Consider the following 15,668-nt stretch of genomic DNA (forward strand, 5'->3'; position numbering starts at 1 on the left):
AGCAACTGTTTGGACTAGGGGCCCTTCTAGGGTTACCGAATTCAGATAAACTCCGAATGCCATTGATTTATATCCGGGAGTCAGACTGCGAGTGATAAGATCCGTAGTCGAAAGGGAAACAGCCCAGACCACCAGCTAAGGTCCCAAAGTTTATGTTAAGTGGAAAAGGATGTGGAGTTGCTTAGACAACTAGGATGTTGGCTCAGAAGCAGCCATCATTTAAAGAGTGCGTAATAGCTCACTAGTCGAGTGACCCTGCGCCGAAAATTTACCGGGGCTAAACATAACACCGAAGCTGTGGATAGAACCATTGGTTCTATGGTAGGAGAGCGTTCTAAGGGCGTTGAAGCTAGATCGTGAGGACTAGTGGAGCGCTTAGAAGTGAGAATGCCGGTATGAGTAGCGAAAGACGGGTGAGAATCCCGTCCACCGAATGACTAAGGTTTCCTGGGGAAGGCTCGTCCTCCCAGGGTTAGTCGGGACCTAAGTCGAGGCCGAATGGCGTAGACGATGGACAACAGGTTGAGATTCCTGTACCAGTTTGTTTTGTTTGAACAATGGAGGGACACAGTAGGCTAAGGAATACGTGCTGTTGGATATGCACGTCCAAGCAACAAGTTTTGAAGTGAGTCAAATGCTTGCTTCTTTAAGAACAAGTTGTGATGGGGAGGGAAATTAAGTACCGAAGTTCCCGATGTCACACTGTCAAGAAAAGCTTCTAGTTAGAAACAAACTGCCCGTACCGCAAACCGACACAGGTAGTCGAGGAGAGAATCCTAAGGTGTGCGAGAGAACTCTCGTTAAGGAACTCGGCAAAATGACCCCGTAACTTCGGGAGAAGGGGTGCTGACCAATTGGTCAGCCGCAGTGAATAGGCCCAGGCGACTGTTTATCAAAAACACAGGTCTCTGCAAAATCGTAAGATGACGTATAGGGGCTGACGCCTGCCCGGTGCTGGAAGGTTAAGAGGATGGGTTAGCTTTAGGGCGAAGCTCAGAATTGAAGCCCCAGTAAACGGCGGCCGTAACTATAACGGTCCTAAGGTAGCGAAATTCCTTGTCGGGTAAGTTCCGACCCGCACGAAAGGCGTAACGATCTGGGCACTGTCTCAACGAGAGACTCGGTGAAATTATAGTACCTGTGAAGATGCAGGTTACCCGCGACAGGACGGAAAGACCCCATGGAGCTTTACTGCAGTTTGATATTGAGTGTTTGTACAGCTTGTACAGGATAGGTAGGAGCCAATGAAGCCAGGACGCCAGTCTTGGTGGAGGCGTTGGTGGGATACTACCCTTGCTGTATGACCACTCTAACCCACAGCCCTTATCGGGCTGGGAGACAGTGTCTGACGGGCAGTTTGACTGGGGCGGTCGCCTCCTAAAGTGTAACGGAGGCGCCCAAAGGTTCCCTCAGAATGGTTGGAAATCATTCGCAGAGTGTAAAGGCATAAGGGAGCTTGACTGCGAGACCTACAAGTCGAGCAGGGACGAAAGTCGGGCTTAGTGATCCGGTGGTTCCGTATGGAAGGGCCATCGCTCAACGGATAAAAGCTACCCTGGGGATAACAGGCTTATCTCCCCCAAGAGTCCACATCGACGGGGAGGTTTGGCACCTCGATGTCGGCTCATCGCATCCTGGGGCTGTAGTCGGTCCCAAGGGTTGGGCTGTTCGCCCATTAAAGCGGTACGCGAGCTGGGTTCAGAACGTCGTGAGACAGTTCGGTCCCTATCCGTCGCGGGCGTAGGAAATTTGAGAGGAGCTGTCCTTAGTACGAGAGGACCGGGATGGACACACCTCTGGTGTACCAGTTGTTCTGCCAAGGGCATTGCTGGGTAGCTATGTGTGGACGGGATAAACGCTGAAAGCATCTAAGCGTGAAGCCCCCCTCAAGATGAGATTTCCCATCACGTAAGTGAGTAAGACCCCTGAGAGATGATCAGGTTGATAGGTTGGAAGTGGAAGTATAGCGATATATGGAGCGGACCAATACTAATCGGTCGAGGACTTAACCAAAGATTTAAACGGTGATAGACGGTCAATGAACGGAAACGATTTTTAACTTATCCAGTTTTGAGAGAATAATGTTCTCTTGATTGAAATTGTGTGGTGATGATGGCAAGAAGGTCACACCTGTTCCCATGCCGAACACAGAAGTTAAGCTTCTTAGCGCCGATGGTAGTGAAGGGTTTCCCTTTGTGAGAGTAGGACGTTGCCACGCAGATTCAATTATTCCGCAATAGCTCAGCTGGTAGAGCGCATGACTGTTAATCATGATGTCGTAGGTTCGAGCCCTACTTGTGGAGTTTTTTTTTTTGCAGATAAATAATAGGTTAATCTAGTAGTGCCGCTTTAGCTCAGTCGGTAGAGCGCTTCCATGGTAAGGAAGAGGTCGCCGGTTCGAATCCGGCAAGTGGCTTCATGCAACTGAAAAAGAAACCTTATGAAAATAAGGTTTCTTTTTTTTGCGTAGATCGTAAGATCAAGGTTCTACGTCAAAGGGTGTGGATACCTCAAAATGAAATTTTTTTCTGAAATGATCGGGTTTGCTTATAGAAAAGAGCTCTCTACTCGGAAGATAATGAGTAATCAAAATAATTTTGTTATCTGTTTTTCAGATTCAGAAATACCATCCCAATAAGCTTTAAATGAATATTTTAACAGCCTACTCCAAAAAGGTAGCTCACCAAAAGAAATAGATTTTAATCAAGTGGATCAATCATTTGTTTCCATCGCATCTGCTAGAAGAAATCAAATCCCAAGAAAATCTCTCCATTATTTAGAGGATACTAGAAGTGTCTTTAAGCTATATTTAATGAGCAAGAAAGGGATAACTTAATTTGATAAATGAAAATGCTGGAAAATTTAAGCATATTAATTACCAAATAAAAAAATATAGTAAACAGAAGAAGTAAAGAATTCTCATCTCTGCTTCTTCTATCATTCAAATGCTTTAGGATATTCAATAATCCCAGATACATCTTTTAATCCATCCGCAACTAAAGGTTTAATCATAAAGGCCTCATCTGGAACATCGAAAGGTGCTCTTATGTTAAATTTGCTGACGATTTGATAATCGAATTTTGTATAATAATCAGGATCTCCTAATATATTGATAAATGGATAAAAAAATTCACATGCCCTAATTTCTAATTTATGGATTAAAAATTTGCCTACATTTTTTTAGGTAACTTGGTAATACAGCAAAAGGTACTAATACTAAGCCAATAAATTCCATATTTTTATCAACAACTTTTATTTCACTCATTAGACCATGCCGATGATTTTATTCTCCTCAAATGCTGCAATTTCTAATTCATAATTATACCTTGGTTCTAAACGAAGCTTATCTACAAGTTCCGATTCGTTGCTATAACCATATTTTGATTTTAAAAATGCTTCTCTGATTAGTTTATCTACAGATGTGCAATCCTCTTTTTTAATAGTTCTTAAATCAATTAGATTCCTCTTATAATAAATAGTACTAGTTCTGCAGAACGTTTTCTGAGTAAGTTATCGAGTATGTATAATCATATATATGGTTACAAGCAACCCTACTCTTCTAGAAATTTTTGGATAAGCAGTTGGTTTAAATCTATTACCACTAAAATTATAGAACCCAACTTTGCAGAGGTTATAAGTCGAGAAGGAGAATAAGCAACAATATTTAAGATAGGCGATGAAGCCATCAGTAAACCCTAATATAGGTTGGCTAGATAATGCGTCAGTACACCCAGGTGCTTTAACAGTCTGCAGGTCATTTTCTTGCAAAAGGCGACAATCTAATCAGCAAACAATCATAGTTCCAGGAATCAGCGCTAGAAGGGCGGATAACTTATTTCAATTCGTTAAGACAGTCAGTGCAAAAGTTTATGTTAAATCACGATCAGAAAAAAGTGAATAAGCCTATAAAAATTTGAGAGAGTTCTTTTAAGGATTCTAAAATGGTTTCTAATAGATTAGAAGCAGTGAAGTAAATAGAGAAGATTAGGATATGTATCAGCAAAAAAAAGTGCCTTTATTTTTTGTAAGGCTTTTCTTGGTATCTAATTTAATAAGTGTTAAACTGAATGAAGTAAATATAAAGGAAGTGTTAATATGGAATTTGAAAAGAGTGAGAATCGTTTCTTTAAAAATGATGAATCTGGAAAAATGATTGCTGAAGTGACCTATATTCCTTCAGGTGAAGATAAAGTGATCTTAGACCACACATTTGTTGATCCATCTTTAAGAGGTCAAGGTATTGCTGCTCAACTAGTAGACAGAGTTGTTGAGGAAATGCAAAGTGAAGGGAAAAAAATTGTTCCGCTTTGCCCATATGCAAAAGAATTATTTAATAGAAAACCTGAAAAATATAAAATGATAGAAGCTTAATAGTGATCGTCACATTGAATACAATTTTTTTGTCTAAGTGACTACGGGTAGAAATTATTCGTAGTTATTTTTTTGATTAAGGATGAAATATTATAAAATGATTAAAAATACAAAAAAATGGAAGAATAGACTTTACATTCTGATGAATTATTTATATAATAAATCTTGTGCTTGAATATTTTTAGCGCGTATGACCCGTTGGTCAAGCGGTTAAGACACCGCCCTTTCACGGCGGTATCACGGGTTCGATTCCCGTACGGGTCATATTCTTTATTATTGATTTCTTGCCGGCTTAGCTCAGTTGGTAGAGCATCTGAATCGTAATCAGAGGGTCGAGGGTTCAACTCCTTTAGCCGGCATACATTTAGAAAGTCGTTTAATAGTATAGATTATTTTATTGCGGAGGGGTAGCGAAGTGGCTAAACGCGGCGGACTGTAAATCCGCTCCTTCGGGTTCGGCAGTTCGAATCTGCCCCCCTCCACCATTAATGGGCTATAGCCAAGCGGTAAGGCAAGGGACTTTGACTCCCTCATGCGTTGGTTCGAATCCAGCTAGCCCAGTTGATTAAGTACAAATAAATAGATGGGTTTTTTGTTACCCATTTACTAATGATCATTTCGCTGTCGTCTAGCAGTGGAATGGTCTTTTTTTTATTTTATACTCTTGTAAGAAATTTGGAAAAATAAAGTATCCTTTAACGAAAAAACAAAAATGCTGATGAGTAAAAACTCATCAGCATTTTTGTTTTTTATTATTTAGGTTCTATAATTATTAGTGTTGATAAATTTAATCCAATTACTTACCTAAAAGTTCTGAAGGAATAGGGTTGCTTGCAGCATGAAATGAAGCACTATGGGCAATTAATGCCCAAGTATATCATGGTTTGCAGTCGGTCCAGCGGCTCAACAAGCAGACCCGTTCATTTCAGAAGAAATTTTATTTTGAAGTATCCGTATCATTTGACGTAGAACCACTATTTGCAAGCTAGGCGGTAAACAGCTTCTGCATAAATGTCCATTGCGTTATAGATGTCGCGTAAGGTCATTTTTTCGTTAGGCATATGGAAAGTAACTTCAGAATCTGGGAATACAGCACCAAAAGCCACACAATTTTTCATTGTTCTCGCAAATGTTGCTCCTCCGGTAGTTAGTGGGTCACTTTTATCTCCAGTTTTTTCACGATAAATATCTAATAAAGTTGTGATCAATAAACTATCTTTTGGAACATAAAGGGAAGCAAGATAATCATATTCCTCATAGTTCAGTTGATACTCTGCTGCACTAGCTGTTAATTTTTTGACGATTTCTTCTTTATCAGCTGTAACTGGAATTCTTAAATCTAATCCAATCGTGGACTCTTTATCGTCAATAGATAGAGTGGCTAAGTTTACAGTAAGTGGTCCAGAAATATCATCTTTTATTTTACCGAAAATAGTCTGACCAGTTGCATCATCTTTTAGTTTCTCAGTAATAAAGGCAAGCGTCTCATTTTTTATAGATGAAGAAAGTGCAGTGACTAGCCGAGTTATAGCGTTGACTCCTTCAGGTGCATCTTTAGAGTGAACAGCTTTACCTTTGACGATCACCTGCCCATCTGATAATTGGTATTCATAACCCAATGACTTTAATTCATTTTCTAATGTAACGTTAAGGGGACCTTGATAAGCTGCTTCATCCGGAACAATGTTCAAAGATTTTCCGCAGTTTACTCTTAATTCTTGATCTCCAGGTCCATGAAGTTTGACTTGCAATAATCCCTTTTCAGCATAAGTTAATGGGAATTCAGCGTCAGGAGTAAAACCCATCGTTGAAGGCTCTTCTAATTTATTGTAACGATCTAGGCATCTCCATAGCGTTTCCTCATCTGTACCAAAAATGAAACGTACGCGCTTATTAAATGTAGCTCCGGAGTCTACAACTGCTTTAAAAGCATAAAGAGCAGCCATTGCTGGTCCTTTGTCGTCTTGAGATCCTCTTCCATATAGTGCCTCGTTCTTTTCAATGGCTTCAAAAGGATTGGTATCCCAAGAATCTAAATTACCCGGCGGTACAACGTCTAGGTGACAGAGGATAGCTAAAGATTCCTCTCCTTCACCATAATCCGCGTATCCATAATACCCTTTTGGATCAATAAAAGATTTCATACCTAAGTTTTCGCAAATTGTAAGTGTTTTTTCTAAAACAGCTTGGATATCATCACCAAAAGGAGTTTTTCCTTGGTGGTCTTCTCTTAAATAAGAAGGATAAGAAATTAATGTTTTGATTGCTTCAATGCAATCTACTTTATGTTGTTCTTGAATAAAATTTTTCATGAAATTCTCCATTCATTTATAAAAGTAATAAAGCTATCTATCTGCTCAGCTAACTGCGGCAGCTATACCAAGAATAATACAAGAGATCACGAAAATGATAACCATTAGTTTAAACATGAATTTCCACCAAACGGTTACGTCAATTCGAGCGATGGCTAAAGCGCCCATAACAACTCCAGAAGTAGGAGTAATCAAATTAATGAACCCGCTAGCAGCTTGGTAAGCAGTAATGACTAAATGTTCAGGTACGCCAGAGAAGTTCCCTAGTGGCCCCATAATACCCATAGTAGCAGCGGCTAATCCTGAAGTAGAAGGAATTAAGAAAGACATTGGGATGTAGAAGATATAAGTCAAGATAGAGAAAATAATTGGAGATAATCCACTCAATCCTTTTTCTCCCCAATTTAAAATAGTAGCAGTAATCAGGCCATCGTTCATAACCACCTGTATACCACGAGCAAGAGCTACAACTAAGGCTACGCTCAATAAGTCTCTTGCTCCATCCATGAATGAATCAACAATTTCACCTTCGGGCATTCTATAAAATAATCCAATTAAAACAGCCATTAAGAAAAATAACATGGTGATTTCTTGGAAATACCAGTCGCCTAAAGGAATCATTCTTTCGCCAAGAAGAGTACCAATGAACGGTATACCAAGTAGGAAAGCGTTAAGACTTTCAAAGAATGTCCAATTTTCGCTCAGAGCTGTCCAAGGGATCAAAGACATAATCATAATAAGAAAAGATAAAGCAAATAAAATCATTACATTTCGTTGACGTTTATTCATTTCTTCTTGATCTTCTGGAATTTTAAAGTAAGCGATATTTTCTTCTCTTTGATAGGCAACTAAAGAACTACTTGGATCTTTTTCAACTTTCATAGCATAACGATAAACATAAAGTGTAGAAACGGCGTACATGGCAACAAAAAAGATTAGCCGCCAAATGATTCCTTCTCCGGGACTGATAGACAGTGCCTGAGAAGCAACTCCGGTAGCAAAAGGATTTACTGTCGAAGCTAAAACACCTATTTGTGAACCAACTAAAACAATTGCAACCGCTACGATAGTATCAAAACCAACACCGATCATAACTGGAATGATTAAAGGATAAAAGGCCATTGTTTCTTCAGCCATCCCGTAAGTAGTTCCTCCTATAGCGAACAATAGCATGAGTATAGGAATTAATTTTTTTTCTTTTCCTTTATAATTTTTAACAATTGATGCGATACCCGCATCAAGAGCACCTGTTTTTGTGACAACGCCTAAAAATCCTCCGAGAATTAAAATAAATAGAGAAATTTCAATAGCGCCAGGTGTTGTTTCTGTACCTAACATCCCTTTTATAGGGGAAATAAAGATATCCCAGATACCTTGTGGTTGTGAATCTACGGTGTGGTACGTACCTGACAAAATATTACCAGCATCGTCCATATCGTATACTCCAGCAGGGATGATCCAAGTCAAAATTGCTATAAAGACGATAATAAGGAATAAAACAGTAAATGACGATGGCATTGAAAATTTCTTTTTAGTTTTTTTATTGTTTTCCAAAATAATCTCCTCCTCTATGCTTATCAAATGACTTTTCTTAAGTTGCACTTGTTTAAATAGTACCTTTAGCCTCCCTTCTTTAATAAAAGCGATAACGTAAATGTCGTTCGAAAAAAACAAGAAATGAAATCCCTATTAAGTAAGAGCTTACAATCTAATTATAAAAAAATAAAAAGTTATTTCACGATAAATTAGGCATAATAAATAAGAAATAGACGACATTTAACACTTTTATTTTAAATAAGCTTGAAATATTTACTAAGATGCGGTAAGATTTAAAAAGACGTTTTGGGATTTCATTCTATTTCGTTGATTATACCAAGTATTATAAAAAGAAACAAATTTAATAAGTTAAAACTATGTGTGGTGATGACGGCAAGAAGGTCACACCTGTTCCCATGCCGAACACAGCAGTTAAGCTTCTTAGCGCCGATGGTAGTGAAGGGTTTCCCTTTGTGAGAGTAGGACGTTGCCACGCAGATTAACTTGTTTTATTTGAGTCATTAGCTCAGTTGGTAGAGCATCTGACTTTTAATCAGAGGGTCGCAGGTTCGAATCCTGCATGACTCATATTTGAAACTTGCAACGGCGTTATTGTTGCAAGTTTTTTTGTATTTGAAATTAAAAGTAGACATATTAGTTAAGGATAGTGAGGGGTTATCGATCAGATGGAATAATATTATTCGTATACGATATTATGGTATACTGTAAAATAGGTGACAATGAGAAAGATTATCGGAGGTGCGTATATGTCTATAGATTGGTCACAATTAGTAACGTGGCGAAATTTTATTAATGTAGCAGATATATTAGTGGTTACATTTTTTATTTACCAACTTATTAAAATTTTGCGTGGTACAAGAGCCGTTCAATTATTAAAGGGAATTGCTATAATCATGTTAATAAAAGTAGCTAGTTTTTTTCTAGGATTACAAACAGTGGACTGGATCGTTGATTTAGTGATCCAATGGAGTGTCCTTGCCGTTATCATTATTTTTCAGCCAGAATTACGAAGAGGGCTAGAGCATCTTGGTCGAGGATCTATTTTTAATCGAACAAAAAGAAAAATCAATCCTGGAGAAAATTTAGTTCAACAATTAGTAAAGGCTGTTCAATATATGGCGAAAAGAAGAATTGGTGCTTTGATCTCTATCCAAATGGATACAGAATTGGATGAATTTATCGGGACAGGAATTGCCCTAGATGCGGATATCTCTAGCGAGTTATTGATTAATATCTTCATTCCGAATACACCATTGCATGATGGAGCAGTAATTATTAGAGATTATAAAATAGCCTCTGCTGCTAGTTATTTACCATTATCTGAGAGTACATTGATTTCTAAAGAACTAGGAACAAGACATAGGGCTGCAATTGGTTTAAGTGAAGTAACCGATGCTGTGACTATTATTGTTTCAGAAGAAACTGGTGGAGTGAGCGTTTCATATAAAGGTGAATTGTTACGAGAATTATCCAAAGAAGATTTTGAGAAATTCTTAAGTAAAAATTTGATTATTGATGAAGAAAAAGTAAAGAAAAATTCTTTCCAAGAATTGGTGGATAGTTTTAAAAAAGGGGGCTTCTAAATAATGGAGAAGATTTACAATAATCCATGGTTTATAAAAATAGTTGCACTCGCATTTGCTATTCTTCTCTTTACGTATGTAAACAGTAGTAATAATAGGGGGCAAACAGCCAGTAATGTTGATGGGCTCAGTGCGACTACAACGGATACTATACTTGAGGTGCCAATTGTCGTTGAAATCGACCAAGATAATTATTACGTAACGGGTTTTCCGGAAACTGTTTCAGTTGATATATCAGGACCTTCTAGTATTGTATTAAATACAAAAACGACTAAAAATTTTGATATTGTAGCAGCTGATTTAGATAGTTTAGGGGTCGGTACTCATACAATTGAATTAGTTGCAGAAGGTCTTTCACCGCAACTAGATTATAAAGTTTCACCAGAAGAAGTGACGATAACTATCGAAGAAAAGAAAGTGGAAACATTTAGTGTTGAAGTTGAGTTCGACGATTCCTTGATTGAAGAAGATTTTGAAGCGGGTACACCAACTATTGATTACGAAACCATAGAATTAACCGGTACGGCTTCTACGATCGATCAAGTTGAAGAAGTTAAAGTAGTTGTAAATGGAGAAGAGGGTATCACAGAAGATATCGTTCAAACGCTGCCTGTTGTAATTAGTGACGCTGATGGAGAAAAATTAGATGTTGAACTTAATCCTAGTGAAGTAACGGTGAGCATACCGGTCGATCCAATCAAAAAAGAAGTACCAATCGTATTAAACCAAATGGGTACTGCGGATGCTGATTTAAGCTATGAATTGGGCATTAGCAACCAGTCAGCTACCACAGTTGCTGTACAAGCAGATAATGAAATCTTAAGTAGTTTGAGCAGCTACCCAATCGATATTGATGTAACAGATATAACTGAAACAGCAACTCAAACAATTGATTTGCCCTTGCTTGATGGTGTAACAATTATAGATCCAGAAAAAATTGATGTAACTATAACAGTTACTAAAAAAAACTCACAGGAAAATGAACAGAATACTACTGAAATAAACGATGAAAGCTCAAGTTCAAATAATTCTAGTTCATCTAGTGAATCTACACAAATTGAAAGTGAAGAATCAGAGAGTGAACCTGCTTCAGACTCTGCTTCAGACTCTTCAAGTGAAAAATCCGATGAGTCATCAAGCGAATCTAGTCAAGAAGTAAGCGAATAGGAAAAAAGTAAGCCTGTATGAATAAGGTTTGAACTTTGAAAAGGGGTAAAGTAAAATGGGAAAATATTTTGGAACAGATGGAGTAAGAGGTGTTGCTAACTCTGAGTTAACTCCAGAATTAGCTTTTAAATTAGGAAGATATGGCGGGTTTGTTTTAACCCAGCATGCTGAAGGTGAGGAACATCCACGTGTTTTAGTTGGAAGAGATACTCGTATTTCTGGTGAGATGTTAGAATCTGCCTTGATTGCTGGTCTTTTATCAGTCGGAATCGAGGTAATGAAACTAGGCGTCATAACAACTCCTGGAGTAGCTTATTTAACACGTATCCAAAGAGCAGCAGCAGGTGTAATGATTTCAGCTTCACACAATCCTGCACCTGATAATGGTATCAAATTCTTCGGATCAGATGGTTATAAATTATTTGATGCTACTGAATTAGAAATTGAAGCATTATTAGATGAAGATATTGATAATTTGCCTCGTCCAAGTGCAAAAGGTTTAGGTACGGTTGATGAATATCCAGAAGGTGCTTTAAAATATACTCAATTTCTACAACAAACGATTCCAAATGATCTAGCTGGATTACAAGTTTGTTTAGATGGTGCTAATGGAGCAACGAGCCCTCTTATTAATCGGTTATTTGCAGATTTAGAAACAGAGTTCGACGTAATGGCATCAACACCAAACGGGTTAAATATTAATGATGGTGTTGGTTCAACACATCCTGAGAAATTAGCTGAATTTGTAGTTGAAAAAGGTGCCGATGCTGGATTAGCTTTCGACGGTGACGGCGATAGAGTCATAGCGATTGATGAGTTAGGCAATATCATTGACGGAGATAAGATTATGTTTATTTGTGGGAAATATTTGCAAGAAAAAGGCCGTTTGAAAAAAGATACGATCGTCTCTACGGTTATGAGCAACTTAGGATTCCACAAAGCAATTGAGGCAAACAATATGATTGCTCTTCAAACGAAAGTTGGCGATCGTTACGTAGTTGAAGAAATGCGTAAAAACGGCTACAATTTTGGTGGGGAACAATCAGGACATTTGGTGTTTTTAGACTACAACACTACTGGTGATGGAATGTTATCAGGAATTCAATTGTTGAATGTTATGAAAGAAACAGGAAAAAAACTTTCAGAACTAGCTGCAGAAGTTCAAACGTATCCTCAAAAATTGGTCAATATTCGCGTTAGTAATAAAAATGGAGCAATGGATGTGCCAGCAATTAAGGCCATCATTGATGAAGTTGAGAGTGAAATGAACGGTAATGGACGTATTTTAGTTCGTCCTAGCGGAACTGAGCCGTTACTTCGTGTAATGGCAGAAGCTCCTTCGCAAGAAAAAGTAAATCTTTATGTTGATCGAATTGCTGCTGTTGTAAAAGAAGAAATTGGTTTGGCTGAATAAAAATTATTTCTTAGTCGTTCTGATATAAATACAACTAAAAAAAGAGCTCTAAATCATTGATTTAGAGCTCTTTTTTTTTTTTGGAAAGTAGTGTAGGAGCTCTTTTAATAATCGTGGATTATATGCCAGTCGTTTTTGATTAAATTGTTCTTGAATTATTTTAACAGAGTGCATAAATCATGAATTAAAAAGATTTAAGGTAACTTTTGTTGCATAATGATCAGCGATATAGTATATTTAAAACCATAATTTAATAGAAAGATAGAGGTGCAATTTTTAAGAGTACAGTTATTGTGAAGGCACAATCTGATAGCTGGAAAGGAGAAATTGCCGAAGTGTACAGTATTGCCAAGTACTGTATGCTGGGGTTAAACAGAATATGTTTAACACTGTCGAAAATTTCAATATGAAGTTTTTGAAGGGCTATCAACAAAAGGGTTAAAGGGACATTACATATGGAACTATTCTAACACCTTGAGTTGTATAGAACTCAAGGTGTTTTTTTGTGCACAAGTAGAGAGGGAGTTTAGAATGAAAAAGAAAGTTGCTATCGGTTTATTCATTAGTGCGTTTATCTTATTTTCAATGAATGGAGAGTTTCGAGATGCTACTGGTGACACAGTGGACTTTGGTTGGTTTTCTCTAGTACCGCCAGTTGTATCCATTATTTTAGCGTTTATTTCAAAGGATGTTATTATTTCATTGTTCTTTGGTATTTTTGCTGGAGGGTTTATCTTGCATTTAGCAGATGGATCGATTTTCTATGCGATCGTTCAATCATTTTTAAGTATAGTTGATTATACGCTAAACTCATTAGCTGATCCGTGGAACGCAGGAATCATTTTACAAGTGCTCACTATTGGTGGATTGATCGCACTGATGACAAAAATGGGAGGAGCAAAAGCTATTGCAAATGCACTATCCAAAAAAGCAAAAGGTCCTATTAGTGCTCAAATCATCACTTGGATTTTAGGCATTTTACTTTTTTTCGATGACTACGCAAACTCATTGATTGTTGGTCCAGTTATGCGTCCAGTAACGGATGAAAAGAAAGTATCACGTGAAAAACTGTCCTTTATCGTAGATGCTACAGCTGCTCCGATTGCTGGAATTGCATTGATTTCTACTTGGGTCGGTTACGAAGTAGGATTGATCAAAGATGGGTATGAAGCTATCGGTCAAGAAGTCAATGCTTATAGTATTTTTGTTGAAACGATTCCTTATCGCTTTTATAATATTTTAATGCTTTTATTTGTATTATCTACAGCTGTATTTTTAAGAGAATTTGGTCCTATGCTGACAGCAGAAAGAAGAGCGCGAAAATACGATCAAACAAATGAAGCAGATATCAATCCTAATGCTTCAAATGAAATTGATGAAATGGAGCCAGCTGAAGGGATACACCTGAGCATTTGGAACGCGATTGTTCCGATCAGTACCTTGATCGGTGTTGCTATTGTTGGTTTTTACGTCAATGGATATCAGGCTATCTTAACAGGAGAAGATACTGCATTAATAAACTCGCTAAAAGAAAGTCCATTTTCATTTACGTCCATCCAAGAAGCTTTTGGGGCATCGGATGCGAGCATCGTATTGTTCCAAGCAGCACTGTTGGCAAGTATCGTAGCTATGACTATGGGAGTATCACAAAAGATATTTACATGGGGTAAAGCAGTTGAAACGTGGATAAATGGGATGAAATCACTTGTTATCACAGGGGCCATCCTATTACTGGCATGGTCATTAAGTGAGATTATAACCGATTTAGGAACGGCTCAATTTTTAGTTTCATTATTATCTGATTCTATGCCGGCATTCTTGCTGCCATCTGTTATTTTTATCTTAGGTTCCATCATTTCCTTTGCAACTGGGACGTCTTATGGCACAATGGGGATCTTGATGCCTCTGACGATACCTTTAGCAGCAGCTTTATCACCAGATCCAGAATTTATTGTTATGTCTGCGGGAGCAGTCTTAACAGGAGCGATTTTTGGTGATCATTGTTCGCCGATTTCAGATACAACGATTCTTTCTTCAATGGGTGCAGGTGTGAACCATATGGAGCATGTTAAAACCCAAATACCTTATGCCATGTTAGTTGGTTCTATTGCTGTTTTATTCGGCTTCATCCCAGTCGGGTTAGGTATGCCGATAGGGATCGTCCTTCCCATTTCGATGATCATCATCGTTTTAGCCGTTTATTTCTTTGGTAAACCGATCGAGGAAAAGAAATAGAAGACTAAATTTTTTAAATTTCATCAACTTAATGATTGACTAAAAAAAGAGAATCCACAAATTGGATTCTCTTTTTTTGTATAATGGATCGTTGGTTAGTCATTCCTTCTGCCGCCAAATAATAGAACTAATCTAAGAACTTGCAAGAAGGATGCAATTGCTGCCGCAACATAAGTAAGTGCTGCTGCACTTAAAACTTTCTTAGCTTGTGAGACCTCATTAGGACTTAAAATCTGGTGATCTCTTAAAATAGCAACGGCCCGGTTAGAAGCGTTAAATTCAACGGGTAATGTAACCAATTGGAAAAGCAATGCTATAGAAAAGAAAATGATACCCAGATTGATCAACGTTTGATTGTAACCAAAAATAAAACCTAACAAAATCATGGGAAAAGAGATTTTTTGTCCGAAATTTGTTGCTGGAACTAACGCACTTCTTAGTTTTAATGGAATGTAGTTCCTTTGATCTTGGATGGCATGCCCTACTTCATGAGCAGCAACACCAATAGCAGCAACAGATCGTGACTGACGTGTGGTATCTGAAAGACGTAAAATATCGGTACTTGAGTCGTAATGGTCTGTTAAATCACCACTAACGGCCTCAATTTTGACATGCTGTAATCCCGCATTATCTAAAATCAGACGCGAAACTTCAGTTGCAGTATAGCCTTTTGAATTATTAATGCTGCTATATTTTTTATACGTACTTTTAACGAAGGAGCTCGCAATTCCAGACAATATAACACCAATAATAATTAAAATATAGGTTGGGTCAAAGAAAAACATCTTAGTTTCCACCTTTCGACTTCTTTTTGATTAGTATAACATAAGCGGTGAATGCCAGATATGAAGATTTTTATAATATTATGGAATTTTTGAAGAAATATAGGTACTGCTTGTAGCTGTGTAAATGATGCGGATCGTCTCTTGGTTCTCTACAAGTAGAACCATCAATTCACCAGAAGAGCTTTTGTGGTGTTGCAGGAATACTAGGTGTTAAACAGCTACTAGTATTCCTACTCTATTTAAT

At 37.8% G+C, this 15,668-nt stretch carries 8 protein-coding genes, 7 tRNA genes, 3 rRNA genes and 1 riboswitch (1 of these 19 running past the window's edge); of the genes, 15 read left to right on the forward strand and 3 right to left on the reverse strand.

Features of this window, described 5'->3' with window-relative positions; all coding sequences use genetic code 11:
* The 9 genes from BR50_RS06890 to BR50_RS06930 form a co-directional block, all read left to right on the forward strand.
* Nucleotides 1–2,013 (forward strand): 23S ribosomal RNA (locus tag BR50_RS06890); it begins 908 nt to the left of the window's first position.
* 89 nt (nucleotides 2,014–2,102) lie between these two features.
* Nucleotides 2,103–2,218 (forward strand): 5S ribosomal RNA (rrf, locus tag BR50_RS06895).
* 12 nt (nucleotides 2,219–2,230) lie between these two features.
* Nucleotides 2,231–2,303, forward strand: a tRNA-Asn gene (locus tag BR50_RS06900).
* A gap of 40 nt (nucleotides 2,304–2,343) precedes the next feature.
* A tRNA-Thr gene (locus BR50_RS06905) sits at nucleotides 2,344–2,416 on the forward strand.
* A 1,679-nt stretch (nucleotides 2,417–4,095) separates the two neighbouring features.
* Nucleotides 4,096–4,371: a GNAT family N-acetyltransferase gene (locus tag BR50_RS06910; protein ID WP_034547386.1), complete on the forward strand. Its 276-nt coding sequence runs from the start codon at nucleotides 4,096–4,098 to the stop codon at nucleotides 4,369–4,371.
* A 192-nt stretch (nucleotides 4,372–4,563) separates the two neighbouring features.
* Nucleotides 4,564–4,635, forward strand: a tRNA-Glu gene (locus BR50_RS06915).
* Nucleotides 4,636–4,657: 22 nt separating this feature from the next.
* A tRNA-Thr gene (locus BR50_RS06920) sits at nucleotides 4,658–4,730 on the forward strand.
* A 42-nt stretch (nucleotides 4,731–4,772) separates the two neighbouring features.
* Nucleotides 4,773–4,856, forward strand: a tRNA-Tyr gene (locus tag BR50_RS06925).
* Nucleotides 4,857–4,860: 4 nt separating this feature from the next.
* Nucleotides 4,861–4,932 (forward strand) — tRNA-Gln (locus BR50_RS06930).
* Between the two features lie 413 nt (nucleotides 4,933–5,345).
* Here the strand turns inward: BR50_RS06930 and BR50_RS06935 are convergent.
* Together BR50_RS06935 and BR50_RS06940 are read right to left on the reverse strand one after the other, a co-directional pair.
* Entirely contained in the window at nucleotides 5,346–6,683 is a 1,338-nt protein-coding gene (locus tag BR50_RS06935) for a M20 family metallopeptidase (RefSeq protein ID WP_034547388.1), read from the reverse strand.
* 45 nt (nucleotides 6,684–6,728) lie between these two features.
* A complete protein-coding gene (locus BR50_RS06940; RefSeq protein WP_034547390.1) occupies nucleotides 6,729–8,237 on the reverse strand; it encodes a YfcC family protein in 1,509 nt (502 codons plus the stop codon).
* A gap of 362 nt (nucleotides 8,238–8,599) precedes the next feature.
* Here BR50_RS06940 and rrf (BR50_RS06945) point away from each other — a divergent pair.
* From rrf (BR50_RS06945) to BR50_RS06970, 6 genes are all read left to right on the forward strand, one after another.
* Nucleotides 8,600–8,715 (forward strand): 5S ribosomal RNA (gene rrf, locus BR50_RS06945).
* 19 nt (nucleotides 8,716–8,734) lie between these two features.
* Nucleotides 8,735–8,807 (forward strand) — tRNA-Lys (locus BR50_RS06950).
* Nucleotides 8,808–8,986: 179 nt separating this feature from the next.
* Nucleotides 8,987–9,823 carry a diadenylate cyclase CdaA gene (gene cdaA / locus BR50_RS06955; RefSeq protein ID WP_034547392.1) on the forward strand — a complete coding sequence of 279 codons (837 nt, stop codon included), beginning with the start codon at nucleotides 8,987–8,989 and terminating at the stop codon, nucleotides 9,821–9,823.
* Between the two features lie 3 nt (nucleotides 9,824–9,826).
* The gene (locus BR50_RS06960) at nucleotides 9,827–10,990 is read left to right on the forward strand and encodes a CdaR family protein (protein WP_051905759.1); all 1,164 of its coding nucleotides are present in this window, start codon (nucleotides 9,827–9,829) and stop codon (nucleotides 10,988–10,990) included.
* A gap of 55 nt (nucleotides 10,991–11,045) precedes the next feature.
* The gene (gene glmM / locus BR50_RS06965) at nucleotides 11,046–12,404 is read left to right on the forward strand and encodes a phosphoglucosamine mutase (RefSeq protein ID WP_034547396.1); all 1,359 of its coding nucleotides are present in this window, start codon (nucleotides 11,046–11,048) and stop codon (nucleotides 12,402–12,404) included.
* A gap of 254 nt (nucleotides 12,405–12,658) precedes the next feature.
* Nucleotides 12,659–12,838, forward strand: a riboswitch (Lysine riboswitch).
* A gap of 97 nt (nucleotides 12,839–12,935) precedes the next feature.
* Nucleotides 12,936–14,639 carry a Na+/H+ antiporter NhaC family protein gene (locus BR50_RS06970; RefSeq protein WP_034547398.1) on the forward strand — a complete coding sequence of 568 codons (1,704 nt, stop codon included), beginning with the start codon at nucleotides 12,936–12,938 and terminating at the stop codon, nucleotides 14,637–14,639.
* Nucleotides 14,640–14,734: 95 nt separating this feature from the next.
* Here the strand turns inward: BR50_RS06970 and BR50_RS06975 are convergent, their stop codons facing one another.
* Nucleotides 14,735–15,424 (reverse strand): zinc metallopeptidase, encoded by a 690-nt coding sequence (locus BR50_RS06975; protein ID WP_034547400.1) that lies wholly within the window; start codon nucleotides 15,422–15,424, stop codon nucleotides 14,735–14,737.
* Nucleotides 15,425–15,668: the final 244 nt, after the last annotated feature.

Source organism: Carnobacterium alterfunditum DSM 5972 (assembly GCF_000744115.1).
In the GTDB taxonomy this organism is placed as follows: domain Bacteria; phylum Bacillota; class Bacilli; order Lactobacillales; family Carnobacteriaceae; genus Carnobacterium_B; species Carnobacterium_B alterfunditum.